Raw genomic sequence first — 26,381 nt, forward strand, 5'->3', positions numbered from 1 at the left:
CCAACGCTTTTTAATAAGTGGGGCTTTTTGCGTTGAGATTCACTAAATTGTAGCCCCCTCCTTTTAAGGATTTCCTATTTCAACACTTTTAAAAGCGCTTCATAATTGGGCTCTTCTAAAATGTTTTGAACGATTTCTTTATAGATAACCACTCCCTTATCATCAAGAACAAACACCGATCGAGCGAGCAAGCCTTGCAAAGAGCCTTTGCCTAACAGCACGCCGTAATTTTCCCCAAAAGCCTTATACCTAAAATCGCTTAAGATTCTTAGGTCCTTAATGCCTTCAGCGCCGCAAATTTGCCCTTGAGAAAAAGGTAAGTCCATAGAAATAACGCTAAAACTCACAGAAGGCAGTTTACCGGCTTGCTCATTGAAGTGTTTGGCTTGGAGCAAACAAACCGATCCGGTTAAACTAGGAAGCGCACTAACGACTTGAAAACGCACGCCTTGCTTCAACAAATTGACTTCTTGTAAATCGCCATTCACCAACTTCACATCAGGAGCTTTATCGCCCACTTTTAAGGTTTTCCCTTCTAACTGATATGTTTCTTCTTTAAAAGTAACTTTTTGCATGGTTAAATCCTTTCTAATGAATTGCTATATTGCGTTAGAATAATAGTCCATTAAGATTAACTTTCAAAAAATTTAAAAAAAATTTGTTTAAAAAGTCGTTTTCATTTTAAAAAACCCCTTAAAATCTACAAAATTTGCATAACGATCCATTTTTAAGAAAAGATTTACCAAAAAGTATTAAAAAATGATTACAATACGGCTATCTGATCACAAGGAGAAAACATGTTTACATTACGAGAGTTGCCTTTTGCTAAAGACAGCATGGGAGATTTTTTAAGCCCTGTGGCGTTTGATTTCCACCATGGGAAACACCATCAAACTTATGTGAATAATTTGAATAACTTAATCAAAGGCACGGAGTTTGAGAAAAGTTCTTTGTTTGCTATTTTGACAAAGTCTAGCGGAGGCGTGTTCAATAACGCCGCTCAAATTTACAACCACGATTTTTATTGGGATTGCCTAAGCCCCAAAGCGACTGCCCTAAGCGATGAGTTAAAAGGGGCTTTAGAAAAAGATTTTGGCTCATTGGAAAAATTTAAAGAAGACTTCATTAAGAGCGCGACCACTTTGTTTGGCTCTGGTTGGAATTGGGCAGCGTATAATTTAGACACTCAAAAAATTGAAATCATTCAAACGAGCAACGCTCAAACCCCAGTTACGGATAAAAAAGTGCCGCTTTTGGTGGTGGATGTGTGGGAGCATGCTTATTACATTGACCATAAAAACGCACGCCCTGTGTATTTGGAAAAATTCTATGGGCATATCAATTGGCATTTTGTCTCTCAATGCTATGAATGGGCGAAAAAAGAAGGCTTAGGCTCAGTGGATTACTACATCAATGAGTTGGTGCATAAAAAAGCTTAAGCGTTATTTTGCATAGAGTGGTTTAAAGGTTTTTAAACCACGCTTCTTTTTTGAATGAAAGACACTCTGTTTAATCAATCCCTAAACAAACGCTTTTGTTTTGATGAGAAAGTCGCCCATGTTTTTGACGACATGCTGGAGCGCTCCATTCCTTATTACCATGAAATGTTGGATTTGGGGGCGTATTTTATCGCTCAAAATTTAAAAGAAAATATCTATCCTAAGTCCTTGCCTAAGCCCTTGCCTAAGCCCTTGATTTATGATTTGGGCTGTTCTACCGGGAACTTTTTTATCGCGCTTAACCAACAAATCCAACAAGATATTGAGCTTGTAGGGATTGACAATTCCATGCCCATGCTCAAAAAAGCGCAAGAAAAATTAAAAGATTTTAAAAATGCCCGTTTTGAATGCATGGATTTTTTAGAGGTTGAGTTTAAAGAAGCGAGCGCGTTTTCATTGCTTTTTGTGTTGCAATTTGTCCGCCCCATGCAAAGAGAGGTGTTGCTCAAAAAGATTTATAACAGCCTTGCGTTGAATGGGGTTTTATTGGTGGGCGAAAAGATCATGAGCGAAGATCGGATATTAGACAAGCAAATGATAGAGCTATACTACCTTTACAAACAAAATCAGGGCTATAGCCACAATGAAATCGCTTTCAAAAGGGAAGCGTTAGAAAATGTGCTTGTGCCTTATAGTTTGAAAGAAAATGTCGCTCTTTTAGAAAGCGTGGGGTTTAAGCATGTGGAAGCGGTGTTTAAATGGGTGAATTTCACGCTGTTAGTTGCCAGAAAAACATGAGTTTTTTGAAATAATATATAAAACATGAGTTTTTTGAAATAATATATAAAACATGAGTTTTTAAAAAATATCCACAGGATCCATATTCACGCTGCAAGGGATATTGGGGGCGGTTTTTAAAAACGCATGCACGCTTTTGATTAGGTTTAAAGGGTTTTTGGAACGCAACAAAATAAGGTAGCGATAAGAGGAAGCGATTTTTTCAATGGGGGCTTTAAAATTAGAGAGCGTTACGCCCTTTTCTAAACACAAAGAAAGGGTTTGAGAGGCCTTTAGGCTCAATTGTTGGGCTTTTTCTTCGTTTTTATGCTTAAATTCCAACAAACACAGCCTTGAAAAAGGCGGGTAGAGTTCGCACCTTTCTTGCAATTCGTATTGTAAAAAATCTTCATAATCTTCTAAGAAATTTTCTAACAGATCCGTTTCGGTGCTTTGAATGAACACTTGGCCAGAAATTTGCCTAGCGCTCCTCCCAGCGATTTGATACAGTAACGACACGCCTTCTTCTAAGGCCCTGTAACTATTGGATTTAATGATATTGTCTATGCCTAAAACAACCGCCAAACTCACTTTAGCGTAATCATGCCCCTTGCTTATCATTTGAGTGCCGATTAAGATATTGGTTTTTTGAGCGTTGAAATCGTTTAAAATATTGTGGAGTTTTTTTGGCGTGCTGGTGTGATCTTTATCTAAGATCGCTATTTTAGCTCCCTCTAAAAGGCCTTCCAACTCGTTCAACACTTGCATGGTGCCTATCCTTTTACCCACTAAAACTTCGCTTTGACACGCGCTGCAAATTTTAGGGATAGGGCTTGAAAAATGGCAATAATGGCACATGAGTTTGTTGGTCTTTAAATGCAAACTCATATTCACGCTGCAAAAGGGGCATTGAACGCTTTTATAGCAATTTTGGCACAGCAGGGTTTTGAAATTAGCCCTTGTAGGCACAAAAATAATGGCTTGCTCGTTTTTGTCTAGGACTTGTTTTAGCGCTTCTAGGAGTTTGGGCGTGATAAAACGCTCCGTTTTTTCAAAAATAATATTTTTTTGCGTGGGGGTGTAGCGCCCCTTTAAGCGCACTAAAGCCTTATCTTTAAAGCGTTTGTAACTATTCAAACTTGGCGTAGCAGAGCCTAAGATCACTTGAATAGGGAATTTATGGGATAAATACAAGCATAAATCCCTAGCGTTATACATAGGGCTTTGATGGGATTTATAAGAAAAATCATGCTCTTCATCTACAACAATCAAACCCAAATCCTTAAGGGGCAAAAACAACGCGCTTCGTGTGCCTACCACTAATTTGATTTCTTGCGAATAAAGCTTTTCTAAAAATTGTTTTTTTTGGGTTTGAGAGAGTTTGCTATGCCACAAGCCTAAATTCTCTTTAAAAACCCTTTTAAGGCGTTGTTGCATTTGAGGGGTGAGAGCGATTTCTGGCACTAGTAATAAAGCGCTTTTTTTTTGCTCTAAAGTTTGAGCGATTGCATGCATATAAATTTCGGTTTTCCCGCTGCCCGTATCGCCAAAAAGCAAGCTTGCTGGATGTTTTTGCAATTCTTTTAAAGCGTTGGTTTGCGTTTGACTCAACGCATTAAGAGTAGGCTCAATTTTTTCTAACCCCACTCCATCGCATTCTTTAAAAGGGGCAAAAAGGCTTAAGACTGAAGAAAGATTAGCCGAGTAATATTGAGCGATAAAAATAGCTAGCTCCATTTGAAAAGGGAGTAAAAAATAAGGGGTTTTTTCTAACTCTAGGCATTCAAAAGAGGGTTTTGAAACTTCTTCAAGAACGACGCCCAAAAGCGTTTTATTCCTTAAAGGGATATTGACTAACGCTCCTTTTTTATGCCGTTCTTTAGAAAAGTAAGTTAAAGGGGGGGTTTTATTTTTTAAAGGAGCGATTAAGTGATAGAACATGATGAGATTTTTTCTAAAAGCTTTTGGAGTTCATTATGCAAATACTCGTTCTGGCAACTTTCATGCAAATAGTCCTTTAAAAGCTCTAAAGCGTTTAATTCTTGGTTATGGAAACGCTCCTTTAGGGTGCGTTTCATCTCATCGCTAAAGGTGTTATTGAGAGAGATTTTATAGCGTTTGCCTGAATAAGTGATTTCTAAGCTATCGTTTTCTAAAGACATGTTTTTAATGGTTTATGACAATAAATCAGAGATTTTGTCATAAAGACCTTGAATACCCTTATCTTTAGCGCTCAATTCATCGTATAAAATAGCGATCTGAATGTCTTTTTCTTCATTTTGCACATTCAGGGTGGTGTTTGCTTGGCGTAAAGCGTTCAACTCTTCTTCTTGTTTTTTGATTTTTTCAATCAATTCGTCAATTTTAGCGCCCAATTGGTTTAACAAACTTAAAGATTGCATAGTAAGCCTTTCATGGTTTTTAAAAGTTATTATATCAAAGCTATTGAATTATCGCAAAATACCCCTATCCCCTTAAGGTAATGACTTTTACCATAAAATCAAGCAACCAAATCCTATTTTTAAGCAATTCTTATGGCGGTATTTGGTATTTTTGATTACCATAAAGTAATAAGATAGAGAGCTTGACAGGGAATGATAAATGCAAAAAAATATATTGAAAATGACTCTGTTGTTGGTTTTCCTCTTTTTAAGAAACGCTGTTGGTTTAGAAGATAAAAAAGCCGATCCTAAAAGCGTTCAAAATACGCCCAAAAATTTACCCCCTATCCAATTAAGGCTCAATCAAGTCCATGAAGAACTTATAGAAATGTTAGAAAATATGGGAAAAGGCACGCAGTATGAGTTCCCTAAAATCAAAGAAATCCTGGAGCAAAGCGAAGAAGAATGGCTCAAAGTCGCCCATGAAGAATGCGTGGCGTTGGTTATGCTAATAAGCCCCAAGGCTTCTATTGAAAATAGCCCGATTTATAAGAATTGCTATGAAGCTTATGTGAAGCAAAGAATCCATGATCTATATGATTTTTATATAGAAAGCAAAAAGGTGAAAAGAAAAATCAAGAAAGCCCATAAGCAAGAGACCGCTATTAATCAATCCCAGCCTTTAACAAAAGAGCCGCCTAAAAACGAAAATAAAAAGAGCTTAGTAAAACCTAATTTAAAAGATGCGAGTATCCCTAAAGGGTATTACTTGCAGATTGGGGCTTTTTTGAACGCGCCCAGTAAGGATTTTTTGCAAACGCTCAAAACTTTCCCTTACCAAATAAAGAAAAAAGACTCTCTCACGCATTATTTTATTGGCCCTTATAAAACGAAAGAAGAAGCCCTAAAACAGCTTGAAAATGCAATTAAAAGCTTTAAAAATAAGCCCGTGTTGGTGGAAAAATAGTTTTATTGGATTTTATAAAGCCACATGGCTATTAGCGCGACAAACAAACTCGCACCCAAAAACGCATAGCCTATCATTTTATAAAGGGGGATAAAATTTTTTTGAATTTCTTCTTCTGCAATAATGATTTTAGAAACCCCTAAGCGGTTAGTTGGGGTGCTGTCTGTGAGGTAAAAGCCTTGTTTTTTAAACGCAAAATAAGGGGTTTTGATTGCGTCATTTTTAAAAGAGGCCACAAACGCCCCGATATTAGAAAACTTGACTTTGTTATCCGCATCTAATAAGACAAAGGGGGTGTTTTTGAATCGTTCTTCTAGGATTTTTAAAGGCTCCAAAGAAGAGGCATTATCCAACTCTAAAAGGCTTTTAGCGATCGCATCAGCGGTGTATTGCATGCGTATTTGGGTGTTTTCTAAAAGGTTGTTTTTCGCATAAAAGAAAAATAACGCTAACAAAACCCCCACTAAAAGCAAGGTAGAAAGGGTATAAACGATTAAAAAACGCTTTTTAAAAGAATAGGACATGACAAACCTTTTTGTTGATAGCGGGTTGGATAACACAGCTTTTTATGATTGGATTAAAAACGCTCAAAAACAGCCTCTTTTTTCTACCATACTTATTTAATTTTATGGTAAATTTTTGAAAAATTGTTATAATTCCCATACTTTTATTGGCAAATCAATTAAGAAAGGAGTTTGGAATATGCTTGACATATGGATAGATATGATAATTTGTATTTTTTATTTGCTCTTTTTTACGACTCCTTACATTATAGGCGATATTTTGCAATTGAAATTTATCCGCCAAAAGCTCTGCGAGAAGCCTGTTTTACTCCCACAAAAGGATTATGAAGAAGCGGGAAATTATGCCATTAGGAAAATGCAATTATCCATTATTTCTCAAATTTTAGACGGAATCATCTTTGCTGGTTGGGTCTTTTTTGGTTTGACGCATTTAGAAGATCTCACGCATTATTTAAACCTTCCTGAAACGCTAGGTTACTTGGTGTTTGCTTTGTTGTTTTTAGCGATTCAAAGCGTTTTAGCTTTACCCATTAGCTACTACACCACCATGCATTTGGATAAAGAATTTGGCTTTTCTAAAGTGAGCTTGTCGTTGTTTTTTAAGGATTTTTTCAAAGGGTTATCGCTCACTTTAAGCGTGGGGTTGTTGTTGATTTACACTCTCATTATGATCATTGAACATGTGGAACATTGGGAGATTAGCTCGTTTTTTGTCGTGTTTGTTTTTATGATCTTGGCTAATCTTTTTTACCCTAAAATCGCCCAGCTTTTCAACCAATTCACCCCATTGAATAATAGGGATTTGGAAAGTCAAATTGAAAGCATGATGGATAAGGTGGGTTTTAAATCTCAAGGCATTTTTGTGATGGACGCTAGCAAGAGGGACGGGCGATTGAACGCGTATTTTGGGGGCTTGGGTAAAAACAAGCGGGTGGTGTTGTTTGACACTCTGATCTCTAAAGTTGGGACAGAAGGACTTTTAGCCATTTTAGGGCATGAATTAGGGCATTTTAAAAATAAGGATTTGTTGAAAAATTTAGGGATTATGGGAGGCTTGCTCGCTCTTGTTTTTGCTTTGATCGCTCATTTGCCGCCGTTGGTTTTTGAAGGCTTTAATGTCTCGCAAACGCCAGCGAGTTTGATTGCGATTTTACTCTTGTTTTTGCCGGTGTTTTCCTTTTACGCCATGCCTTTGATCGGGTTTTTTAGCCGAAAAAATGAATACAATGCGGACAAGTTTGGGGCGAGTTTAAGCTCTAAAGAGACTTTAGCCAAAGCGTTAGTGTCCATTGTGAATGAAAATAAAGCGTTCCCCTATTCGCACCCTTTTTATGTTTTCTTGTATTTCACGCACCCGCCGCTATTAGAGCGCTTAAAAGCTTTGGATTATGAAATTGAATGACCCTTTCACAAGCCCTAAACAAAACCAAAAAAGAATTATCGCAAAAAGGCTTTAGGGGGGGGTTAGAGTCCGAAATTTTATTAGGCTTTGTCTTGCAAAAAGAAAGGGTTTTTTTGCACACGCATGAGCATTTGGAATTAACCCACGAAGAAGAGGCGCGCTTTTTTGAATTGGTAGGAAAGCGCCTAAATGACTGCCCCATAGAGTATTTATTAGGAAGCTGTGATTTTTATGGGTGCTCTTTTTTTGTGAATGAGCATGTTTTAATCCCACGGCCTGAAACCGAGATTTTGGTCCAAAAAGCCCTTGATATTATTTCTCAATACCATTTAAAAGAGGTAGGCGAAATCGGCATAGGGAGCGGATGCGTGTCCGTGAGTTTGGCTTTAGAAAACCCTAAACTTTGTATTCATGCGAGCGATATTTCACCAAGAGCTTTAGAAGTGGCGTTAAAAAATATTGAACGCTTTAATTTAAAAGAGCGTATTTTTTTAAAACAAACGCATCTTTGGGATCGCATGCCAACGATAGAAATGCTTGTCTCTAACCCGCCCTATATCGCTAGAAATTATCCTTTGGAAAAATCCGTCCTCAAAGAACCGCACGAAGCCCTTTTTGGGGGGGTTAAAGGCGATGAAATCTTAAAAGAAATCATTCTTTTAGCCGCTGGATTAAAAATTCCTTTTTTGGTTTGTGAAATGGGGTATGACCAGTTAAAAAGCTTGAAAGAATGCTTGGAATTTTGCGGTTATGATGCAGAGTTTTACAAGGATTTGAGTGGCTTTGATAGAGGGTTTATAGGCGTTTTAAAAAGTTTTTAAGATAAAGTTAAAACTTAATTACCCTTTTAGTGTTACAATAAAAACACTTAAAACAATAAAGGATGCCACTCATGTATGTTGAAAAAATTCTCCAATCTTTACAGAAAAAATACCCCTATCAAAAAGAGTTCCATCAAGCCGTCTATGAAGCTATCACTTCTTTAAAACCCCTTTTAGACAGCGATAAAAGCTATGAAAAGCATGCGATTTTAGAGCGTTTGATTGAGCCTGAAAGGGAGATTTTTTTTAGGGTGTGTTGGCTAGATGATAACCATCAAATCCAAGTCAATCGGGGGTGTAGGGTTGAATTCAATTCGGCTATTGGTCCTTATAAAGGGGGTTTGAGATTCCACCCTAGCGTGAATGAAAGCGTGATCAAGTTTTTAGGCTTTGAGCAAGTGTTGAAAAATTCGCTCACCACTTTGGCTATGGGGGGCGCTAAGGGGGGGAGCGATTTTGACCCTAAAGGGAAGAGCGAGCATGAGATCATGCGTTTTTGCCAGGCGTTCATGAATGAATTATACCGCCACATTGGGGCCACGACTGATGTGCCAGCTGGGGATATTGGAGTGGGTGAAAGAGAGATTGGCTATCTGTTTGGGCAATACAAAAAATTAGTCAATCGTTTTGAGGGCGTATTGACCGGTAAAGGGCTAACTTATGGGGGGAGCTTGTGCAGAAAAGAAGCTACCGGCTATGGGTGCGTGTATTTTGCTGAAGAAATGTTGCAAGAAAGGAACAGCTCTTTAGAGGGTAAGGTTTGCAGCGTTTCTGGGAGCGGTAATGTCGCTATTTATACCATTGAAAAACTGCTTCAAATAGGAGCCAAACCGGTAACGGCGAGCGATTCTAATGGCATGATTTATGATAAAGACGGCATTGATTTAGAGCTTTTGAAAGAAATTAAAGAAGTGCGTCGTGGGAGGATCAAAGAATACGCTTTAGAAAAAAAGAGTGCGAAATACACCCCAACAGAAAATTACCCCAAAGGGGGGAATGCCATATGGCATGTGCCTTGTTTTGCGGCTTTTCCTAGCGCGACTGAGAATGAATTGAGCGTTTTAGACGCTAAAACTCTCCTTTCTAATGGGTGCAAATGCGTGGCTGAAGGGGCGAACATGCCCTCAAGCAATGAAGCGGTTGAATTGTTTTTGCAGGCTAAGATTTCTTATGGTATAGGCAAGGCGGCTAATGCTGGGGGGGTGAGCGTGAGCGGCTTGGAAATGGCACAAAATGCGAGCATGCACCCTTGGAGTTTTGAAGTGGTGGATGCGAAATTACACCACATCATGAAAGAGATTTATAAGAATGTCTCTCAAACCGCTAAAGAGTTTAAAGACCCTACTAATTTTGTTTTAGGGGCTAATATCGCTGGTTTTAGAAAAGTGGCGTCTGCGATGATAGCCCAAGGGGTTTGATTACCCCCAATTTTACAAACCCAATTTCTTAACCCATCTCCTTATGGCACGCAACAAAGGTAAGGATTTTTGATAAGCTTTGCGATAGATTTTAAAAGTGGTGTTTTGAGAGAGTTCTAATAAAGGTGAAGCGTTTTGTAAAAGGCGCTCATAATTAACCCTCAAATCATCATAATTAACCCTCAAATCATCATAATTAACCCTCAAATCATCAATAGATACTAAAGGCTCATTCAAATCACGATAGAAAATGAAAGGGTTATTATGATAGATCGTGTCGTTTTCTAAAATCGTTTTAAAAAAATCTAGGATTTTTTTAAAACTCAAATCTTGGTAAAAGTAAGCTTTCCCATCAATTTCATTTAAAGGGTTTTCATAGAGCATGTCTAAATAGGCGTTTGGGTGCGTGTGCAAGTATTTCACGTAATCAATCGCTTCATCAAAGTTTTTAAAATCACAAACGTTCACAAAACTCTTAGGGTTAAAATCTTTCGCCACGCTAGGACTCCCCCAATAAATGGGAATGGTATGGCTGAAATAAGCGTCAATGATTTTTTCAGTCACATAACCATAGCCTTGAGTGTTTTCAAAACACAGGTTGAATTTGTATTGGCTTAAAAACTCGCTCTTGTTTTTGACGTTATAGCCTAAAGTGTTTTTCACGCTCCCTCCCCCAGTAACTGGCTCAATAGCGTTTAAAGCGTCATAGAAAGCGTTCCTTATAGGAGCGTTAGGGTTGCTTGCGACAAAGCTCGCAAACCCTCTTTTCAAAGGATCGCTCTCATTATTCACTACTGCGCATAAATGGGGGTGGTTTTCTTTAAAATGATGGGAGGGCTTTTTTAAAGTATAAAGGCTGTCAGATTTGAGTTTGTAGGGTGAAGTGGTGTCATTCACGCTCTCGGCTTTATAATGCAAGCTGGCGTAATATAAAGGCATTCTCAAATAACGATCTCTAAAGTCCAATTCATCAAAGCCTATGGCGTAATCAAAGAGGTTGAAATTAGGCGATTCGTTTTCACCGGTGTAAAACACTCGTTTAGTGTTTTGATAGGATAGGATTTTTCTGGCTGATCCAATAGGACTGCCAAAGACGAGATCTGAAAATTCGTTAGGGTTTTGGTGGAGGGTGATTTTGTAGCGTTGGCTTAAGATGAAATACAGAGCACTCTTTTTAAATTCTTCAGCGCCTCCCCACCAATTCGCCACAGCGATTTTTAGGGGGGGAGATTTAGAGGTAATTTTTTTTTAATTGGAGCGCTTTCTATAAAGGCGTCTAGTAAGGGTTGGAACATTTTTACCCTTTAAACCAATTTAGGCAAACTCAAATGGCGTTTGAAATACGCCAAGATCACGAGAGCAAAAGGTATCGCTACCAAAAAGTATAAAAAAGTAGGGATCGGCAAAGGATCGCCTGCGGCATAGCTGTGCAAGCCAGAAAGGTAGTAATTCACGCCAAAATAAGTCATCAAAACCGAATAAAACCCTAGCACGCTGCTGCTCGCTAAAATAAAGGGCCAATTTTGAGAGCCTAAAAAACGCAAATGCAAGATTAAAGCATAGACGCAAATAGAAATCAACGCCCAAGTTTCTTTAGGGTCCCACCCCCAATAGCGCCCCCAAGATTCGTTCGCCCACACCCCACCTAAAAAATTCCCGGCTGTGAGCATGAACAGGCCTAAAATCATGCTCATTTCATTGATAGCGCTAATGGAGAGGATGGTTTTGTCCAAATTGAAACGTCCTTGTTTGCGCAAAATAAACAAAACCAAACTTAAAATCCCTAGCACAAAACACAAGCCCAAAAAGCCATAACTAGCGGTGATGACAGAGACATGGATATTGAGCCAATAGGATTTTAACACCGGCACTAAAGGGCCGATTTGAGGGTCCATAAAGCCTAAATGAGCCACAAAGAGCGCGATACCGGCTAAAAAGCTAGAAGCCGATAGCGCGAGTTTGGATCGTAAAATAAACCCTGCAATAACAGAAGCCCATGCGATATAAAGCATGGACTCATAAGCGTTGCTCCAAGGCGAATGCCCGCTCACGTACCAGCGCAAGATTAGCCCCATAGAATGAGCGATCGCGCAAAGCAAGATAGCCATATAAAGGATTTTAGTGAGCCAAATATTAGGGGGGGTGTTTTTAACCAGAGAGCTGATCACAACGATAAAAAGCAATAACCCTAGAAAGATATAAGGCAAGGTCAGGCTGTTAAAAAAATTGGTGTGGTTTAAAAAAATTTCAGAATCCACTTTTGAAGAAGATAAATAGAGGTTTTTGGCATGCTCTTGCTGATAGACGCTTAAATCTTTTAGGGTTTTTTCTACTTTATCCCATTGATTGGTTTTCAAAGCGTCATCAAACCCGCTAAAAATATTTTTTAAAAACCCCGTTGCCACACTTGAAATTTCTTTATTGGGGCTGTTGATCGCTTCAATGGGCGAGAGCCAAGCGGTGGTTTTATCGCTAGGGAAAATGCGTAAAAATTGAGCACTAAAAAGCGTATAGACTAAGTTGATGCGTTCATCTACTTTTAGCGCGTCTTTATCCAACTCGTTGCGTGCATTGGGGGATTTTTGATTGACTTCTTCAACCAAATTTTTTAATTTATACCCACGGCTATCAAACGCATCTCTAAAAGCGATACGGCTTTCGTCTAAAGGCGTGCCGATAAGCTTTCTTAAGGCTTTATTGGAAGTGTAAATCATCTTAACGCTACGCCAATCATTGGGGAAAAACATGATCCCTAAAAGCACTTGCATGGCGTTTAGCCCTTGAAAATCATCTTTTCTTAAAATCTTATGGACATATTCAATACTAATGGTATCAAGGGGTTTGATACGCCCGTCAAAATCCTGGACTTGAAGCCTTTGAAAGGCTTTTAAATGGTCTTTGGAATACTCTCTTAAATGTTTCAAACGCTCTAAAATCGTGCTTTTAGAATCTTCTTTATTAGCGGGATTTTCTATTTTTTGTCGCTCAATTTTAGCGCTTTTGCCCCCATGCATGTCAATTTGGCCTTCATTGGCGAACGAAGAAGTAAAAGGGCTGACTAGAATTAAAGCGAGTAAGAAACTAGCGGCTTGTTGGGATTTTAAAAAGCGTGAAAGCTTTAAAAAACGCCCCTTTTTATCCAAAAGCAACCACAAAGCTCCCAAAATAAGCATCGCATACCCTAAATAAGTGGGGATTTTACCCGGGTCTTTATTGACAGAAAGGATCGTGCCTTTTTCATCCGTATCATAGGAAGATTGGAAAAAGCGATAACCTTCATAATCTAAAACATGGTTCATAAAAATCCTATAAGGTTTGATTAAAGTGTTATCCAATTTCAAAACTTCCACTTCTGAAGCGTAGGATGAAGGGCTCATAGAGCCGGCGTAGCGCTCTAATTCAAAACGCTTCAGTTTGATTTGAAAGGGCAGTTCAATGTAAGCCGATCCAAAACTTAAAGAAAGCTTATCGTCTTTAAACATCTCGCTTTCTTCTACGCCTTCATTCCTGTTAGTTTTAATGAGGTTGAATTTGTGGCTCACGCCGTTATAGGTCGCTTTTAACACTAAAATGGTAGCGTCATCTTTTTTAATGGCGTTTTGCTTGTAAATCTCTAAGGGTTCTAAAATTAAAGGCTTGTGATCTAAAGTAGCATGAATGGGTTTTAATCGTTTGGAGTAATAAAAAGTTAAAGGCGTTTTTAAAGAAAGTTTTTTTTCGTCGTTTAGGGTGATATTAAGGTAAGTGTCCGAGCTTTCAAAAGAGCTTTGCGCGCTATTTTCTCGCACATGCATAAGCCCTTCTACGCCAAAAAAACGCGTGATGGCTGCCCCTAAAATGATTAAAATCAAGGAGCTGTGGAAAAAAAGGCTCGCGTATCTTTTGCGCTTCAAAGCTTTAGAGCTAATGAATGTGCCTATTAAAACCACCAACAAATACGCATGCAAGAAATTAAACCAAGGGGTGTTATACACAATAGCCTTACTCGCGCTCGTGCCGTAATCGTTTTCTATAAAAGTGGCTATCGCACACGCTAAGGCATAGAGCGCGATTAAAGGGATAGCGACCCAAAAAGAAGCCAGCAAAAAAGAAAGCAGGCTTTTGAGATTCTTCATTAGACTTTCCTAGCTGGATTTGCTTTTAGAAAGGTTGGTTTTATACTTGATGTAAGCCTTTAATTTTTTAGTGAGATCCTCATCGTTTTTTGTGTCTTGATACTTCCCATCGCCGATAAATTCTAACACGGCTAAAAATTGCGTAGAGGGCATATAGCCGGGCAATTCATAGATGGTTTTACCGGTTTTATCGGATAAAACAATCGTAGGGGTGGATTGGACGGCATAAATTTGCGCTAATTCTTCTGTGGACATTTTGATTTCTTTTTCATCATTTTTATCCTTATCGCCAACCTTAAAATTATGCTCTTTGGAGTAGCTGATATTGACATAGTAAGCACTAAAATGCTCTTTAATATAGTCGTGCAATTCTTTGACATTTTTGAGATCTTTTTTAAGCCTTTCGCAATAGGAGCAACCATTGCGCCCAAAAACTAAAAGCATGTATTTATCATTAGGGCTAATGGACTTGTTGTCTAAAAAAACATCTTCTAAACCAGCGTAACTCTTTTTGTCTATATTGTCTCGCTCATCGTTCAATTCTTTGGAGCTTTGAGAGCCAGAGCTTAAAAGATTTTCATCTAACTTTTCTTTATTGTTGGATTTGCAAGCGCTTAAAAACAGCGAAATCAATAATAAAACGCTTAAAAATTTCTTGGAAACATAAGAAAGTGAAAACATGTAATAACCTTTATTTTTTAATAGATTTGAAAACTCGGTATTTTACTATAATAATCGTTTTTTATGCAAATTTCACTCACTTTTAAGGTTTTTAACTAATCCAATGATAAATTTTGCAAACTCTATAGAATCGTTTAAGCATGGGCAAACTAAATATTCTTTAACCGCCAAGCGCTCTGCCATCAAGCGGTATTGCATGTCTAATTCATAGATCGTTTCAGAATTATCAATCGTGAAAGCCAAAGGATAGATGACAATATTAGACTTGCGGTGCTTTTCTATTAATTCTTCAGTGCTTGGCTCTAGCCATTTCATAGGCCCTAGCTTGGATTGGTAAGAGAGTAAAACCTCTTTAAAAGGGATATTTTTTTGTTGCATCAATTCTTTCAACAAACTCACATGGTGTTCGCATTCTTGCTGGTAAGTATCGCCCGCATCAATAACGCTTTTAGGCAATCCATGGACGGAAAAGATTAAGACAAAATCCTGGCTTTTGCGGTTGTTTAGGGCGTTTAAAATCGCGTTTAAAATGATTTCATTAAGCTTTTTGTCAGCATAAAAGCGCTCTATCACTCGCACTTTAGGGCGGAAAGTTTCTAAAGATTTGAGAGCGTTAAAAGCGTCATTGAAACTAGAAAGGGTGGTGGTGCTAGAATATTGCGGATACATGGAAAAAAACACCAGGCTTTCTATTTCTTTTAAGGCTAGATCTTGCAAAACCATAGACGCATAAGGGGGGGTATAACGCATCGCATAGGTGTAAAAACGAGTAGGATCCAATTCGTTCAAACGCTCTGTAAGGGCGAATGTGATAGGCGTTAAAGGGGATTTGCCTCCTAATTTTTCATAGATTTTTTTGGATTTTTCTATACGGCTATTGACGATCATTTTACCCACCATTTTACGCATGAAATTATTTTTAATGGTAAGGATAAAGGGGTCATCAAACATGTTTTTTAAAAACACCCCCACTTCATAAAGGCTGTTAGGCCCTCCCATATTCAAAAGAACAACCGCTTCTTTGGGGGATTTTGTGGCGTTATTTTCTAAATTATTAAGCTTTTCATTGATCAAATTCATTAGTGCATGCTAAAATAAAACGATTAATAAAAAATAAATCGTTAGAAAGAAGTTAATGTTAGAGATGAGTTTGCAAGCATTAAATACACAAGATTCTTCTGTGATGGCTCAATCCTTGCTGATCCATGCCTTTTTTGCCGCCTTGCTCGCCCTAGCGTTTATGATCAATCTTTACACCCTTTTTAAAGAAAAGAATTTCATCCAATTGAACCGAAAAATCTATCTTGTCATGCCGGCGATTTACATTCTTTTAAGCATCGCTCTTTTGAGTGGGGTTTTTATTTGGGCGATGCAACAATTTGAATTTTCTTTTAGCGCTGTTATCATGCTTTTAGGGTTATTGTTGATGCTGATTGCAGAAATCAAACGCCATAAAAGCGTGAAATTCGCTATCACCAAAAAAGAAAGGATGAAAGCCTATATCAAAAAAGCTAAAATCCTGTATTTTTTAGAAACGATTCTTATCGTCGTGTTAATGGGCATTTGAATGCGTTTTGTCTATCACCCTTTAGCCAAAGAGCCTACTTTAAAAATAGAAGGCGAGAGTTACATCCATTTATACCGCTCAAGGCGTATCAAAAGCGCGAGTCGTTTGGATTTAAGGAATTTAAAAGACGGCTTTTTATACACCTATGAGCATGCAGAAATCGCTAAAAAACACGCCCTTTTAAGGCTAGTGGGCGCGCAACCATTAGAGATTATGGCTAATAAAAAAACGCATTTGATTTTAAGCGTGATTGAAATCAAAAGCGTTGAAAAAATCCTACCCTTTTTAAACCAGTTAGGCGTGAGCAAGTTGAGTTTATTCTATGCGGATTTTAGCCAGCGTAATGAAAAAATAGACAGCGCCAAATTAGAGCGCTTTCAAAAGATTTTGATCCATTCTTGCGAGCAATGCGGTCGCAGTGCTTTAATGGAATTGGAAGCGTTTCCAAACACCAAAGAGGCGTTAAACGCCTACCCTAAAGCGAGCGTTTTAGATTTTAACGGCGAAACCTTACCCGCAAGCACGGATTTTGAAAAGGGTATTATCATAGGGCCTGAAGGGGGCTTTAGCGAACAAGAAAGGGAGTATTTTAAAGAGCGTGAAATTTATCGCATCCCGTTAGATATGGTGCTAAAATCTGAGAGTGCGTGCGTGTTTGTAGCGAGTATCGCGCAAATTTAGGGGGTATCGCAAAAGTTTTAAAAACAAATTCTAAAAACTTAAGATCTTAATTTTTTGCTAAAAAGCTTCAAGTAAAGCAAAGTTTTAAAATTTAAAAAATCCACCCGTAATTAAAAAACACTTTAAAATGACTGCCCCCTTCATTCAAAACAACAGAGTCTGCATAGATGCCATTATTAGAAGCGATTTTAATACCGCTTTGGATTAAAGGAACGCTAATGCCTATGGAATATTTAGAATGCTTGTAGCGGTAATTAAACCCGGTTACTATATCTAAATTACCGCTTCCTTTGACTTGATTGAAGACATAGTAGCTATTGTATAAGCCCCTTAACCCCCCAAACACCCCAAAAGAGGAAGCAAAAACCTTTTTAGTTGGATGGTCTTGCTTTTTATTAGCATAAGTGGTGATGAAATCAAACAACACATCCATTCCCCCACCATAGCTTAATTGCTGGATTTTTTCATCGTTAGCCTGGGCGTAGTTGTATTTGATGATGCCGTAATAGGCTAACCCTATGTAGTCATTGAAATAATGTTGGTAGCCTATTTTAACATTGGCCCCTAAAATAGGGCTTCTAAAATTTTTACTTGAAGAGTGGTAAGTGGTGGTGGAAGTGGTGGAAAAATTTTGCGTGATCGCACTGACCATAGAGGTTGCAAAATTTTGCGCATTCAACCCAGCGTTTAAATGGCTGGTTTGGCTATTTAGGTTAGCGAAATTAATAGGGAGGGCGTTTTGATTGATGAGCTGTTGCCAAACAGCGGTAGTAACCCCTATAAGCCCAGCAGGGACTTGAGCGCAATTGGTGTAGATGGAATTGGGGTAATTGCTGGGGAAAGCGGGCTGATTTTTGCCGCCAAAACGAGAGCAAACATCATAGTCGTAACCATCATGGTCTCGCACTTCATGCCCGTTACTGAATTCTAGCTCTTCTTTGCCGTTTTTCTCCACTTCATGCCCGCCCTCACAGCGCACCTCTGACCCGTTTCCTTCTTGGCATAAACGCACCCTTTGATAAGTCATGTTCCCATTATGCGTATAACCTAAAGTATGACCATACTCATGGATAATGTCTCTTAATTCCAAAATAGCTACTTTATTCAAATTTTTACCGAACAACTTTTCAGGATCTAAGGCAAAAGGCGCTATCCCTAAAACACCTTGATTGAAGCCATTATCATCGGGGGCATTGGCGCTACCCAGTTGGGATCCTAGCCCTAAAAACCCCTTGGCCGCATTCAAGAGGTTCACGGTAAGTTCATTGGCGACTCTATAACTATTGATAACTTCTTCTGGGGTTAGCGCGTATTTTTCATCTTTAGAATCAACAAGCCCGTTATTAAAGGGATTCACGCATTTGGGGTAATCAATGCCGCACTCTGATGGGCTGTTAGAAAATTGGAAAGGGGCGTTTAAAACGGCTTCTTCCCAAGATTTAGAGTCAAACACCGCAATCATATCCAACATTAAATTGGTCAATTCTTCTGCGGTTTGTGGGGTGAAAGACACCGAAGCGACTTGACAACTCTTTTTATAACCAGGGCATTCATAATGAGGTTTAGGAGAAGCGAGAGGGCCATTAGGATCATTGTTGCCGCTAGAAAACGGATCTGTATTCTCATAAGTCATTTGAAGATTGGTCGTGATTTGACTGAGCTTTTCAAACAAACTCTGCGTGTTAGCGTCAGAAAAGGGGGTGGTAGTGGTTTGGAGTTGTTGGAGGCCATCAGAGTTGAATAATGAATCGTTGGAAAAATCATTAAACAAGCTTGCAGGCAGAATGATTTGAGAATCTTTAGGGATGGTCTCTATCACGCCCAAATTAACCACCTTACCTTGAGCATCTGTATAACTCAGCTCAATATTGTTTAAATTGTAGGGCAGGAAGTTTTGTATCACAACCACACTGTTATTGCCATAGCCTTCAAACTCGGCATTTTCTTGATTATATGCCATCACATACACAGGGCTTTGAGAATAAAAAGTTAAGCCGTTGCCATTGATATTAGCCGCTGTGAATAGCTCAGTCGCTTTTTCTAAAATGGTGTTTTGGAGGATGTAGTATCTCCCATAGACGCTTTGTGGGGTGGCTGTATCGCCTTTGTTTTGTTCTTTAGGTTGTTCTTTGGTTTGGGGGTGGGTTAGGGGGTTTTCATAGATTTTTTGGGTGTTTTGGGTGTTTTGGGTTATTGCTTGTTCTTTGGTTTGCGCGCCTTCTAATAGCCCGGTTTCAAACCCGGCTTCTATAAAAAAGCCGTCTTTTTGGTGTTTTTGAAAGGCTTCTAAAGGGTTGAACAAGCCGATTAAGGACAAACAAATCGTTTTACTAACGAATCTTAGCATGGTATTTTCCTAAATTTCCTAAATGGTTTAGCGTTTTGTTCTCAAAGAGTTTGTAACTCAATCAAACTGAAGTTTCGTATTATAATACATTTTAAGAAATTGCGGTATTGTTTGTATTAAAAATTAAACAACGCCCAAAGGATAAATGCTTTTATCTTTCTTCAAATCACTTTAAAATTTTAGGCAAAGTGATGCCCACTTGCCCTTGATACTTACCGCCTCTGTCTTTATAGCTTTGCTCGCACATTTCATCGCCTTGTAAAAACACCACTTGCGCGATCCCCTCATTGGCATAGACTTTAGCCGGTAAATTAGTAGTGTTAGAAATTTCAATCGTAATGTAGCCTTCAAATTCCGGCTCAAAAGGCGTAACGTTCACAATGATCCCACACCTGGCGTAAGTGCTTTTGCCTAAACAAATCGCTAAGGTGTCTTTAGGCATTTTAAAATACTCTATCGTATGGGCTAGGGCGAACGCGTTAGCGGGCAAGATAAAATACCCTTCTTCACTCGCATCAATTTTAGTTGCATTGTTAGGGTCAAAGTTTTTAGGGTCAATTAAAGCGTTTTTGTTATCAAAAAGCATGAACTCGCTCCCCACTCTAATATCATACCCATAACTGCTCAAACCATAGCTGATCACATTCTTACCGACTTGCTTTTCGCAAAAAGGGCTAATCATGCCATGCTCTAAACTCATTTTTTTAATCCAAGAATCCGCTTTCAATCCCATACGCACAAAGCCTTTAAAGTTTGTTAATAATTATGTTATTATAACAATAATTTTTTGCTAAAAACGCTTATGGTTAGTAAGATGATGTGTTTGTGGCATATTTTAAAATAATATAAGGAATAGATCGTTATGAACCTTTCTGAAATTGAAGAGTTGATCAAAGAATTTAAAGCTTCTGATTTAGGGCATTTGAAATTAAAGCATGAGCATCTTGAGTTGGTTTTGGATAAAGAATCCGCTTATGCGAAAAAAAATGCGCTAAATCCCGCTCATTCTCAAACCTCCATCCAAGCCCCCATCATGGTAGAAGCGAGCATGCCAAGCGTTCAAACCCCTGTGCCTATGGTATGCACCCCTATTGTGGATAAAAAAGAAGATTTCGTGCTTTCGCCCATGGTAGGCACTTTTTATCATGCGCCCTCCCCTGGGGCTGAGCCTTATGTCAAAGCGGGCGATACGCTTAAAAAAGGGCAAATTATTGGCATTGTGGAAGCGATGAAAATCATGAATGAAATTGAAGTGGAATACCCTTGTAAGGTGGTTTCTATTGAAGTGGGAGACGCTCAGCCGGTAGAATACGGCACAAAACTCATCAAAGTGGAAAAGCTTTAAAATCCATGAATAAAGAAAACAAAAAGGTGGAAAAAAAAGAACTCTCGCGCATTTTGATCGCTAATAGAGGCGAGATCGCTTTAAGAGCGATCCAAACCATTCAAGAAATGGGTAAAGAATCTATAGCCATTTATTCTATCGCTGATAAGGACGCCCACTACCTCAATACGGCTAACGCAAAAGTGTGTATAGGGGGGGCAAAATCCAGCGAGAGTTACTTGAATATCCCTGCGATCATTAGTGCGGCGGAATTGTTTGAAGCCGATGCGATTTTCCCCGGGTATGGGTTTTTGAGTGAAAATCAAAACTTTGTAGAAATTTGCTCGCACCATTCTTTGGAATTTATTGGCCCAAGCGCGAAAGTCATGGCCTTAATGAGCGATAAATCCAAAGCCAAAAGCGTGATGAAAGAAGCCGGCATGCCTGTGATTGAGGGTAGTGAAGGGCTGCTTAAAAGCTATCAGGAAGCCGAAGAAATCGCTGATAAAATCGGTTATCCTGTCATCATTAAAGCGGCCGCTGGTGGGGGCGGAAGGGGAATGCGCGTCGTAGGAGATAAATCCAAGCTTAAAAACCTTTATCTAGCCGCAGAAACGGAAGCTTTGAGCGCGTTTGGCGATGGGAGCGTGTATTTAGAAAAATTCATCAACAAACCTAAGCACATTGAAGTCCAAATTCTAGCCGACAAGCATGGCAATGTCATTCATGTGGGCGAAAGGGATTGTTCGGTGCAAAGACGCCAGCAAAAACTCATTGAAGAAACCCCAGCGGTGGTTTTAGAAGAAGGCGTGCGTAAGCGTTTGCTAGAAACAGCGATCAAGGCCGCTAAATACATTGGCTATGTGGGGGCGGGGACTTTTGAATTTTTGCTTGATTCTAACATGAAAGATTTTTATTTCATGGAGATGAACACTCGTTTGCAAGTGGAACACACCATTAGCGAAATGGTGAGCGGGTTAAACCTCATTGAGTGGATGATTAAAATCGCTCAAGGCGAGAAATTGCCCAAGCAAGAAAGCTTTTCTCTCAAAGGGCATGCGATAGAATGCAGGATCACTGCAGAAGATCCTAAAAAATTCTACCCAAGCCCGGGTAAAATCACCGAATGGATCGCCCCTGGTGGGGTGAATGTGCGCCTAGATTCGCATGCACATGCTAATTATGTCGTGCCTACGCACTATGATTCTATGATTGGCAAGCTCATTGTGTGGGGGGAAAACAGAGAAAGAGCGATCGCTAAGATGAAAAGGGCTTTAAAGGAATTTAAGGTAGAAGGCATTAAAACGACCATTCCTTTCCACCTTGAAATGCTTGAAAATGCGGATTTCAGGCAAGCAAAAATCCACACGAAGTATTTGGAAGAAAATTTTTAAACTTAATTGCAAGGAGATTTTAATGAAGCAAGTGATTAAAAGGGTTCTTAAGGGTTTATTACCCAATCGGTTTTTAAACGCGTATCGTAATGTTGAAAACTTGGGAGCGATTAAAGAGCAAGTTCGTTCTAATGTTGAAACTCTAGGAGCGATTAAAGAGCAAATCAACTCTATAACCAATCAAGTCAATTCCATTCTTTGGCGAGCTGAAAGGGTAATGTCTATCAATGAATTGTTTGTTGAAACCCCTAAAGAGAAGGTAGAGGGGTTCATTAAGAGCTTACACCCCATCAAAACCGAGCATGAGCTGGTGCGTTGGGGAGCCAAGCATGATGGGGGCTATTTGATACCCAATGATTTTGAAGGGATCAGAGCGCTTTTCTCGCCAGGCGTGGGAGGTGAGAGTGCGTTTGAAGAAGATTTTTACCGCCATTGCAAGCCCACAAACCCTAACGATATATGTATATATATATATATATATATATATGGCAGACAAATCGGTCAATGAGCCGATATTGAACATCCCCAAAGAAAACTACTCCTTTATCAAAAAATTCATCGGTTGTTCCAACGACAAAGACTTCATCACTCTAGACACTTGGGTTAATAACTCTCAAGTGGGCGAAGGGGATTTAATGTTACAAATGGACATTGAAGGGGGCGAATACCTCGCTCTCATCAATGCGAGCGATAAATTATTGAATCGTTTTAGGATCATTGCTTTAGAAATCCATTTGCTAAAATATTTATGGGATAAAAGTTATTTTGAAATGGTTCAAAGCGCTTTAAATAAAATTTTAAAAACGCATTATTGTGTGCATTTGCACCCAAATAATTGTTGTCCTATTTTTAATTATAATAGTTTAGAAATCATTGAAGTGGTAGAATGCACTTTTATTAGGAAAGATAGAGTAAAAAATATTTTAGGGTATTGCACAGAATTCCCGCATCCTTTAGATGCAGATAATGTGGTTGAAAATCCTACGCTAATCTTACCTAGAAATTGGTATGGAGGCTAAAAGCCTTTCCACCTTGAAATGCTTGAAAATGCGGATTTCAGGCAAGCAAAAATCCACACGAAGTATTTAGAAGAAAATTTTTAAGTTTTAAGGATTTTCTTAAGCAATGATTTAAGGGTTTTAAGCGATCAGAAAAAGTCAGCATTAAGTTTTGTAGTTTTATAGTAAAATTTTTTCATGCAAACCCTGTTTAAAGAAATTACCCCTAAACGCTATGTCAATGGCAATGAGATGAAAGAAAATTCTAGCAATGTTCTAGATCAGTATTTCACTAAACCTAGTGTGGCTTTAAAATGCTTCCAAAAAGCTTGTGAAGTTATTAAAAAATACGAAAATCCAGATGACTTTATTTTTTTAGAGCCAAGCGCAGGCGATGGGGTGTTTTATGACTTGTTTCCTAAAGATAGACGCATTGGCATAGACATTGAACCCAAAAGAGATGGTTTCATTCAATGCAATTTTTTAAATTATAAATTGCCTGCGCATCAAAAAGTGATTTGCTTGGGCAACCCTCCTTTTGGGCATCGTGGGGTTATGGCGTTAGAATTTATCAACCATGCTAGAAATTGTGATTTTGTGTGTTTTATCCTACCCATGTTCTTTGAAAGTCAAGGAAAAGGCTCTATTAAATATCGTGTGAAAGGTTTGAATCTGCTTTATAGCGAACGCTTAGAAAAAAATGCGTTTATAGACTTTAAAAATAAAGAAGTGGATGTGCATTGTGTGTTTCAAATTTGGAGCAAAAAGTATCAAAATAAAAAAAGTGAATTTTCTTGGTATAAGAATCGCCATAAAGAACCCTTTGGCGAATATATCAAGGTTTTCACGGTTTCATTGGCTAAAAACAGAGAATGCGGTAAAGAGTGGATTTTTAATCAAAAAGCGTCTTTTTACATTTCATCAACTTTTTATAAAAGCACACAAATTGTAGAGAACTTTGAGAAAGTTAAGTATCAATCTGGTATTGCTGTGGTATTTACTAGCGCTGACAAGGTTTTAAACGCTAAATTAAAAAAACTATTCAAAGAAATTGATTGGACAAAATACGCAAGTTTAGCGACTAATTCTTGCTATCATTTAGGAAAAAGCCATATTTTTCAAGCCCTACATGATCATTTGGATAGTTTAAAGGATAATTGATGGATTTGGAACAAACTTTTTTAAAAATTATTGAAAAAAAACATAAAGAATTGAATTTAGGGCAAGATTACAACGCTATTTTTTCAAAAATTAGAGATTTTGAAGCCAACGCTATAGGGCAGATTGGCGAAGAGTTTTTAAAAAGTGCGCTTAACGCTATAGATGAAGTGATCAATGATGGCATTATTCATGATGAATACAATATTATGACAAAAAGCGGTGTGTCTTTTGAGGTCAAAACAGCGCGAAAAGGCAGAACCAACAACACTTTTCAGTTCAATGGTATAAACCCACGATACAACTATGATTTTTTGATTTGCTTAGGAGTGTGCGAAGACCAATTGCTTTATAGAATTTTTAAAAAAGATGAAATCCATTACGTTCATAAAGAAAGAAAATACTTTATGAAACAAAATGAATTTAAAAAGCAATTGGTGCCAATGAATCCTGATAATCAAGTCAATTATAAGCTCACCCTCAATCTTAAAGAACTGAAAGAAATTACAAACCTCATCAAAGAGTTAGAGAGGATTTTAGAGTTAGATTAATATTTTTAGATAGAATTGAGTGGATCAAAATATTTTAGGAATAGAGTTTGCTTGTCTTATCTTTAAGAAAATCAAACGAAATGGAGGATAGGATGTCTAAGATTTCAAATCATTATAACCCGTCTTTGATGATGAGGGATTACCACACCCAAAGGGTTAGTTCGCGCGCAAGAAAAGAAGAAAATAAGGAAATTCAAAATCTTTCAGAGAGTGATGAAAAAATCAAATTAGCCAAACAAGCCAAGCAGGATAACCTAGCCATAGGGAATTTAGAAAGCCGTCTTAAAAGCTTAAAGGGCATGGATAAAGACGCTAAAGAATTGGTGGGGATTTCTAAAGCTTACGCTCATAATAATGAAAAAGATCGAAGCGATTTTGAGCGTTTTAAAAGCCGTTTGGATAAAGCGATTGATTCTTTCAATCAAAAATCAGGCAATGATAGCTTGAAACTCCCTAGCAATATTGACATTGACGACACGAAGGCTTTGGAAAAATTTTCCAAATCATTAGAAAGTGAGAAAGAAAGCATTCAAAACTCTTTGCACCAGTGGAAAAAACAGCTCGCTGAAACGAATCATTTGAACAAGGAATACAACACCTTAGATAGAACAAGATTGAACGCTCAAAAATTCCAAGATGTCCATGACACAAGCAAGATCACCCCATCTCGCTTGCAAGACTTGCTCGCTTGAAAGAGTTTGCTTATAGCGAGCCTTGTTTAGACGAAGAAGATAAAAAGGCTGTTTTAGAGGTTTTAAATTCCAAACAGATCACCCAGGGCAAACGCTCTCTTTTATTTGAAGAAGCTTTGTGCGAGTTTTTGGGCGTTAAGCATGCGTTGGTGTTTAACAGCGCGACTTCAGCCCTTTTAACGCTTTATAGGAATTTTAGCGATTTTAACGCTGATTACAATGAAATAATCACCACCCCTATAAGCTTTGTAGCGACGGCTAACATGCTCTTAGAAAGCGGCTATACACCCGTATTTGCTGAAATTAAAAACGATGGCAATATAGATGAATTGGCCCTAGAAAAGCTCATTAACGAAAAAACCAAAGCCATAGTGAGCGTGGATTATGCCGGTAAAAGCGTGGAAGTAGGAAGCGTTCAAAGGCTTTGCAAAAAGCATTCTTTGAGTTTTCTTTCTGACAGCTCGCATGCTTTAGGGAGCGAGTATCACAACAAAAAAGTAGGAGGCTTTGCGTTAGCGAGCGTGTTTAGTTTCCATGCCATTAAGCCTATCACTACGGCTGAGGGGGGAGCGGTCGTTACTAATAATAGCGAATTGTATGAAAAAATGAAATTGTTTCGCTCTCATGGCATGCTCAAAAAAGATTTTTTTGAAGGCGAAGTCAAAAGCGTAGGGCATAATTTCCGTTTGAATGAAATCCAAAGCGCTTTGGGTTTGAGCCAGCTTAAAAAAGCCCCCTTTTTAATGCAAAAAAGAGAAGAAGCCGCTCTAGTTTATGATGAGATTTTTAAAGATAACCCTTATTTCACCCCTTTACACCCCTTGTTAAAACATAAAAGCTCTAACCACCTTTACCCTATTTTAATGCGCCAAAAATTTTTTACATTTAAAAAACTCATTTTAGAAAGTTTGCACAAGCTTGGCATTTTAGCCCAAGTGCATTACAAGCCTATTTATCAATACCAATTGTATCAACAGCTCTTCAACACAGCCCCATTAAAAAGCGCAGAGGATTTTTATCGTGCTGAAATTTCCTTACCTTGTCATGCGAATTTAAATTTAGAGAGCGTTCAAAACATCGCTCATGGCGTTTTAAAAACTTTTGAGGGTTTTAAAATAGAATGAGTTTCATTTAGGGCTTCAAA

At 38.4% G+C, this 26,381-nt stretch carries 25 protein-coding genes and 2 pseudogenes; 16 read left to right on the forward strand and 11 right to left on the reverse strand.

The window, feature by feature from the left end:
• Positions 1 to 74 precede the first annotated feature (74 nt).
• Positions 75 to 575 carry a thiol peroxidase gene (gene tpx / locus H7N67_RS04345; protein ID WP_001174694.1) on the reverse strand — a complete coding sequence of 167 codons (501 nt, stop codon included), beginning with the start codon at positions 573 to 575 and terminating at the stop codon, positions 75 to 77.
• Between the two features lie 222 nt (positions 576 to 797).
• Between tpx and sodB the strand changes: the two genes are divergently transcribed.
• Together sodB and cmoA are read left to right on the forward strand one after the other, a co-directional pair.
• The gene (sodB, locus tag H7N67_RS04350) at positions 798 to 1,439 is read left to right on the forward strand and encodes a superoxide dismutase [Fe] (RefSeq protein ID WP_000494639.1); all 642 of its coding nucleotides are present in this window, start codon (positions 798 to 800) and stop codon (positions 1,437 to 1,439) included.
• Positions 1,440 to 1,493: 54 nt separating this feature from the next.
• Positions 1,494 to 2,237 (forward strand): carboxy-S-adenosyl-L-methionine synthase CmoA, encoded by a 744-nt coding sequence (gene cmoA, locus H7N67_RS04355; protein ID WP_187939176.1) that lies wholly within the window; start codon positions 1,494 to 1,496, stop codon positions 2,235 to 2,237.
• Positions 2,238 to 2,297: 60 nt separating this feature from the next.
• Here the strand turns inward: cmoA and H7N67_RS04360 are convergent, their stop codons facing one another.
• Genes H7N67_RS04360 through H7N67_RS04370 form a run of 3 tightly spaced genes read right to left on the reverse strand, consistent with a single transcriptional unit; the run spans position 2,298 to position 4,618 of the window.
• Positions 2,298 to 4,157 carry a primosomal protein N' gene (locus tag H7N67_RS04360; protein ID WP_187939177.1) on the reverse strand — a complete coding sequence of 620 codons (1,860 nt, stop codon included), beginning with the start codon at positions 4,155 to 4,157 and terminating at the stop codon, positions 2,298 to 2,300.
• Entirely contained in the window at positions 4,142 to 4,378 is a 237-nt protein-coding gene (locus H7N67_RS04365; protein ID WP_000051175.1) for a hypothetical protein, read from the reverse strand. The genes H7N67_RS04360 and H7N67_RS04365 overlap by 16 nt, the downstream gene beginning before the upstream one ends.
• Positions 4,379 to 4,390: 12 nt before the next feature.
• Entirely contained in the window at positions 4,391 to 4,618 is a 228-nt protein-coding gene (locus H7N67_RS04370; RefSeq protein ID WP_001191191.1) for a hypothetical protein, read from the reverse strand.
• Between the two features lie 199 nt (positions 4,619 to 4,817).
• Here H7N67_RS04370 and H7N67_RS04375 point away from each other — a divergent pair, with 199 nt between their 5' ends.
• Positions 4,818 to 5,564 carry an SPOR domain-containing protein gene (locus tag H7N67_RS04375; protein ID WP_187939178.1) on the forward strand — a complete coding sequence of 249 codons (747 nt, stop codon included), beginning with the start codon at positions 4,818 to 4,820 and terminating at the stop codon, positions 5,562 to 5,564.
• Between the two features lie 2 nt (positions 5,565 to 5,566).
• On the opposite strand, the gene H7N67_RS04380 is transcribed toward H7N67_RS04375, so the two are convergent.
• On the reverse strand, positions 5,567 to 6,088 hold the full coding sequence (locus H7N67_RS04380) for a hypothetical protein (RefSeq protein WP_187939179.1): 522 nt from the start codon (positions 6,086 to 6,088) through the stop codon (positions 5,567 to 5,569).
• Positions 6,089 to 6,266: 178 nt separating this feature from the next.
• Between H7N67_RS04380 and H7N67_RS04385 the strand changes: the two genes are divergently transcribed.
• The 3 genes from H7N67_RS04385 to gdhA all read left to right on the forward strand — a co-directional run bounded on the left by H7N67_RS04385 (position 6,267) and on the right by gdhA (position 9,729).
• Complete coding sequence (locus H7N67_RS04385; RefSeq protein WP_187939180.1) at positions 6,267 to 7,490, forward strand: M48 family metallopeptidase; 1,224 nt, start codon at positions 6,267 to 6,269, stop codon at positions 7,488 to 7,490.
• Positions 7,487 to 8,311: a peptide chain release factor N(5)-glutamine methyltransferase gene (gene prmC, locus H7N67_RS04390; RefSeq protein ID WP_187939181.1), complete on the forward strand. Its 825-nt coding sequence runs from the start codon at positions 7,487 to 7,489 to the stop codon at positions 8,309 to 8,311. Before H7N67_RS04385 ends, prmC begins: the two co-directional genes overlap by 4 nt.
• A gap of 71 nt (positions 8,312 to 8,382) precedes the next feature.
• Positions 8,383 to 9,729, forward strand: a complete 1,347-nt coding sequence (gene gdhA / locus H7N67_RS04395; protein ID WP_121070950.1) for an NADP-specific glutamate dehydrogenase — start codon at positions 8,383 to 8,385, stop codon at positions 9,727 to 9,729.
• A gap of 12 nt (positions 9,730 to 9,741) precedes the next feature.
• On the opposite strand, the pseudogene H7N67_RS04400 reads toward gdhA, so the two are convergent.
• From H7N67_RS04400 to hemH, 4 genes and pseudogenes are all read right to left on the reverse strand, one after another.
• Positions 9,742 to 11,024 (reverse strand): annotated as a pseudogene (locus H7N67_RS04400) (glycosyltransferase family 10 domain-containing protein).
• A gap of 9 nt (positions 11,025 to 11,033) precedes the next feature.
• Positions 11,034 to 13,844: a cytochrome c biogenesis protein CcsA gene (ccsA, locus tag H7N67_RS04405; RefSeq protein WP_187939182.1), complete on the reverse strand. Its 2,811-nt coding sequence runs from the start codon at positions 13,842 to 13,844 to the stop codon at positions 11,034 to 11,036.
• Between the two features lie 9 nt (positions 13,845 to 13,853).
• Complete coding sequence (locus H7N67_RS04410; protein WP_187939183.1) at positions 13,854 to 14,525, reverse strand: SoxW family protein; 672 nt, start codon at positions 14,523 to 14,525, stop codon at positions 13,854 to 13,856.
• 72 nt (positions 14,526 to 14,597) lie between these two features.
• Positions 14,598 to 15,605 (reverse strand): ferrochelatase, encoded by a 1,008-nt coding sequence (gene hemH, locus H7N67_RS04415; protein WP_187939184.1) that lies wholly within the window; start codon positions 15,603 to 15,605, stop codon positions 14,598 to 14,600.
• Between the two features lie 55 nt (positions 15,606 to 15,660).
• Here hemH and H7N67_RS04420 point away from each other — a divergent pair, with 55 nt between their 5' ends.
• Positions 15,661 to 16,092, forward strand: coding sequence for a hypothetical protein (locus H7N67_RS04420; RefSeq protein ID WP_000892111.1), 432 nt, complete (start codon positions 15,661 to 15,663; stop codon positions 16,090 to 16,092).
• Entirely contained in the window at positions 16,093 to 16,773 is a 681-nt protein-coding gene (locus tag H7N67_RS04425; RefSeq protein WP_187939185.1) for a 16S rRNA (uracil(1498)-N(3))-methyltransferase, read from the forward strand.
• Positions 16,774 to 16,864: 91 nt separating this feature from the next.
• On the opposite strand, the gene H7N67_RS04430 is transcribed toward H7N67_RS04425, so the two are convergent.
• Positions 16,865 to 19,120: a porin family protein gene (locus tag H7N67_RS04430; protein ID WP_187939186.1), complete on the reverse strand. Its 2,256-nt coding sequence runs from the start codon at positions 19,118 to 19,120 to the stop codon at positions 16,865 to 16,867.
• A gap of 166 nt (positions 19,121 to 19,286) precedes the next feature.
• Positions 19,287 to 19,853: a dCTP deaminase gene (gene dcd / locus H7N67_RS04435; RefSeq protein ID WP_187939187.1), complete on the reverse strand. Its 567-nt coding sequence runs from the start codon at positions 19,851 to 19,853 to the stop codon at positions 19,287 to 19,289.
• Positions 19,854 to 19,982: 129 nt separating this feature from the next.
• On the opposite strand from dcd, the gene accB reads away from it, so the two are divergent.
• The 8 genes and pseudogenes from accB (at position 19,983) to pseC (ending at position 26,361) form a co-directional block, all read left to right on the forward strand.
• A complete protein-coding gene (accB, locus tag H7N67_RS04440; protein ID WP_187939188.1) occupies positions 19,983 to 20,465 on the forward strand; it encodes an acetyl-CoA carboxylase biotin carboxyl carrier protein in 483 nt (160 codons plus the stop codon).
• A gap of 5 nt (positions 20,466 to 20,470) precedes the next feature.
• Complete coding sequence (locus H7N67_RS04445) at positions 20,471 to 21,838, forward strand: acetyl-CoA carboxylase biotin carboxylase subunit (protein WP_187891598.1); 1,368 nt, start codon at positions 20,471 to 20,473, stop codon at positions 21,836 to 21,838.
• A 22-nt stretch (positions 21,839 to 21,860) separates the two neighbouring features.
• Positions 21,861 to 22,357: pseudogene (locus H7N67_RS04450) on the forward strand (hypothetical protein).
• Positions 22,324 to 22,857: an FkbM family methyltransferase gene (locus tag H7N67_RS04455; protein WP_187939190.1), complete on the forward strand. Its 534-nt coding sequence runs from the start codon at positions 22,324 to 22,326 to the stop codon at positions 22,855 to 22,857. Before H7N67_RS04450 ends, H7N67_RS04455 begins: the two are co-directional and overlap by 34 nt.
• A gap of 177 nt (positions 22,858 to 23,034) precedes the next feature.
• Positions 23,035 to 23,997, forward strand: a complete 963-nt coding sequence (locus H7N67_RS04460; protein WP_187939191.1) for an SAM-dependent methyltransferase — start codon at positions 23,035 to 23,037, stop codon at positions 23,995 to 23,997.
• A complete protein-coding gene (locus tag H7N67_RS04465) occupies positions 23,997 to 24,545 on the forward strand; it encodes a restriction endonuclease (protein ID WP_187939192.1) in 549 nt (182 codons plus the stop codon). The genes H7N67_RS04460 and H7N67_RS04465 overlap by 1 nt, the downstream gene beginning before the upstream one ends.
• A 92-nt stretch (positions 24,546 to 24,637) precedes the next feature.
• Positions 24,638 to 25,237, forward strand: a complete 600-nt coding sequence (locus H7N67_RS04470) for a Laminin subunit alpha-2 precursor (RefSeq protein ID WP_187939193.1) — start codon at positions 24,638 to 24,640, stop codon at positions 25,235 to 25,237.
• Positions 25,234 to 26,361: a UDP-4-amino-4,6-dideoxy-N-acetyl-beta-L-altrosamine transaminase gene (gene pseC / locus H7N67_RS04475; RefSeq protein WP_187939194.1), complete on the forward strand. Its 1,128-nt coding sequence runs from the start codon at positions 25,234 to 25,236 to the stop codon at positions 26,359 to 26,361. Before H7N67_RS04470 ends, pseC begins: the two co-directional genes overlap by 4 nt.
• Positions 26,362 to 26,381 lie beyond the last annotated feature (20 nt).

Source organism: Helicobacter pylori (genome assembly GCF_014498195.1).
GTDB classification, from domain to species: Bacteria; Campylobacterota; Campylobacteria; order Campylobacterales; family Helicobacteraceae; genus Helicobacter; species Helicobacter pylori_DO.

What these genes read in the sequence shown, in the direction of transcription:
- prmC (WP_187939181.1), top strand. Translation starts at nt 7,487, where the DNA reads ATGACCCTTTCACAAGCCCTAAACAAAACCAAAAAAGAATTATCGCAA.
- ccsA (WP_187939182.1), bottom strand. Translation starts at nt 13,844, where the DNA reads ATGAAGAATCTCAAAAGCCTGCTTTCTTTTTTGCTGGCTTCTTTTTGG.
- H7N67_RS04370 (WP_001191191.1), bottom strand. Translation starts at nt 4,618, where the DNA reads ATGCAATCTTTAAGTTTGTTAAACCAATTGGGCGCTAAAATTGACGAA.
- H7N67_RS04380 (WP_187939179.1), bottom strand. Translation starts at nt 6,088, where the DNA reads ATGTCCTATTCTTTTAAAAAGCGTTTTTTAATCGTTTATACCCTTTCT.
- accB (WP_187939188.1), top strand. Translation starts at nt 19,983, where the DNA reads ATGAACCTTTCTGAAATTGAAGAGTTGATCAAAGAATTTAAAGCTTCT.
- H7N67_RS04425 (WP_187939185.1), top strand. Translation starts at nt 16,093, where the DNA reads ATGCGTTTTGTCTATCACCCTTTAGCCAAAGAGCCTACTTTAAAAATA.
- gdhA (WP_121070950.1), top strand. Translation starts at nt 8,383, where the DNA reads ATGTATGTTGAAAAAATTCTCCAATCTTTACAGAAAAAATACCCCTAT.
- hemH (WP_187939184.1), bottom strand. Translation starts at nt 15,605, where the DNA reads ATGAATTTGATCAATGAAAAGCTTAATAATTTAGAAAATAACGCCACA.
- H7N67_RS04375 (WP_187939178.1), top strand. Translation starts at nt 4,818, where the DNA reads ATGCAAAAAAATATATTGAAAATGACTCTGTTGTTGGTTTTCCTCTTT.
- H7N67_RS04410 (WP_187939183.1), bottom strand. Translation starts at nt 14,525, where the DNA reads ATGTTTTCACTTTCTTATGTTTCCAAGAAATTTTTAAGCGTTTTATTA.
- cmoA (WP_187939176.1), top strand. Translation starts at nt 1,494, where the DNA reads ATGAAAGACACTCTGTTTAATCAATCCCTAAACAAACGCTTTTGTTTT.
- dcd (WP_187939187.1), bottom strand. Translation starts at nt 19,853, where the DNA reads ATGGGATTGAAAGCGGATTCTTGGATTAAAAAAATGAGTTTAGAGCAT.
- H7N67_RS04365 (WP_000051175.1), bottom strand. Translation starts at nt 4,378, where the DNA reads ATGTCTTTAGAAAACGATAGCTTAGAAATCACTTATTCAGGCAAACGC.
- H7N67_RS04455 (WP_187939190.1), top strand. Translation starts at nt 22,324, where the DNA reads ATGGCAGACAAATCGGTCAATGAGCCGATATTGAACATCCCCAAAGAA.
- H7N67_RS04430 (WP_187939186.1), bottom strand. Translation starts at nt 19,120, where the DNA reads ATGCTAAGATTCGTTAGTAAAACGATTTGTTTGTCCTTAATCGGCTTG.
- H7N67_RS04470 (WP_187939193.1), top strand. Translation starts at nt 24,638, where the DNA reads ATGTCTAAGATTTCAAATCATTATAACCCGTCTTTGATGATGAGGGAT.
- H7N67_RS04445 (WP_187891598.1), top strand. Translation starts at nt 20,471, where the DNA reads ATGAATAAAGAAAACAAAAAGGTGGAAAAAAAAGAACTCTCGCGCATT.
- H7N67_RS04465 (WP_187939192.1), top strand. Translation starts at nt 23,997, where the DNA reads ATGGATTTGGAACAAACTTTTTTAAAAATTATTGAAAAAAAACATAAA.
- H7N67_RS04360 (WP_187939177.1), bottom strand. Translation starts at nt 4,157, where the DNA reads ATGTTCTATCACTTAATCGCTCCTTTAAAAAATAAAACCCCCCCTTTA.
- tpx (WP_001174694.1), bottom strand. Translation starts at nt 575, where the DNA reads ATGCAAAAAGTTACTTTTAAAGAAGAAACATATCAGTTAGAAGGGAAA.
- H7N67_RS04460 (WP_187939191.1), top strand. Translation starts at nt 23,035, where the DNA reads ATGCAAACCCTGTTTAAAGAAATTACCCCTAAACGCTATGTCAATGGC.
- sodB (WP_000494639.1), top strand. Translation starts at nt 798, where the DNA reads ATGTTTACATTACGAGAGTTGCCTTTTGCTAAAGACAGCATGGGAGAT.
- H7N67_RS04385 (WP_187939180.1), top strand. Translation starts at nt 6,267, where the DNA reads ATGCTTGACATATGGATAGATATGATAATTTGTATTTTTTATTTGCTC.
- H7N67_RS04420 (WP_000892111.1), top strand. Translation starts at nt 15,661, where the DNA reads ATGTTAGAGATGAGTTTGCAAGCATTAAATACACAAGATTCTTCTGTG.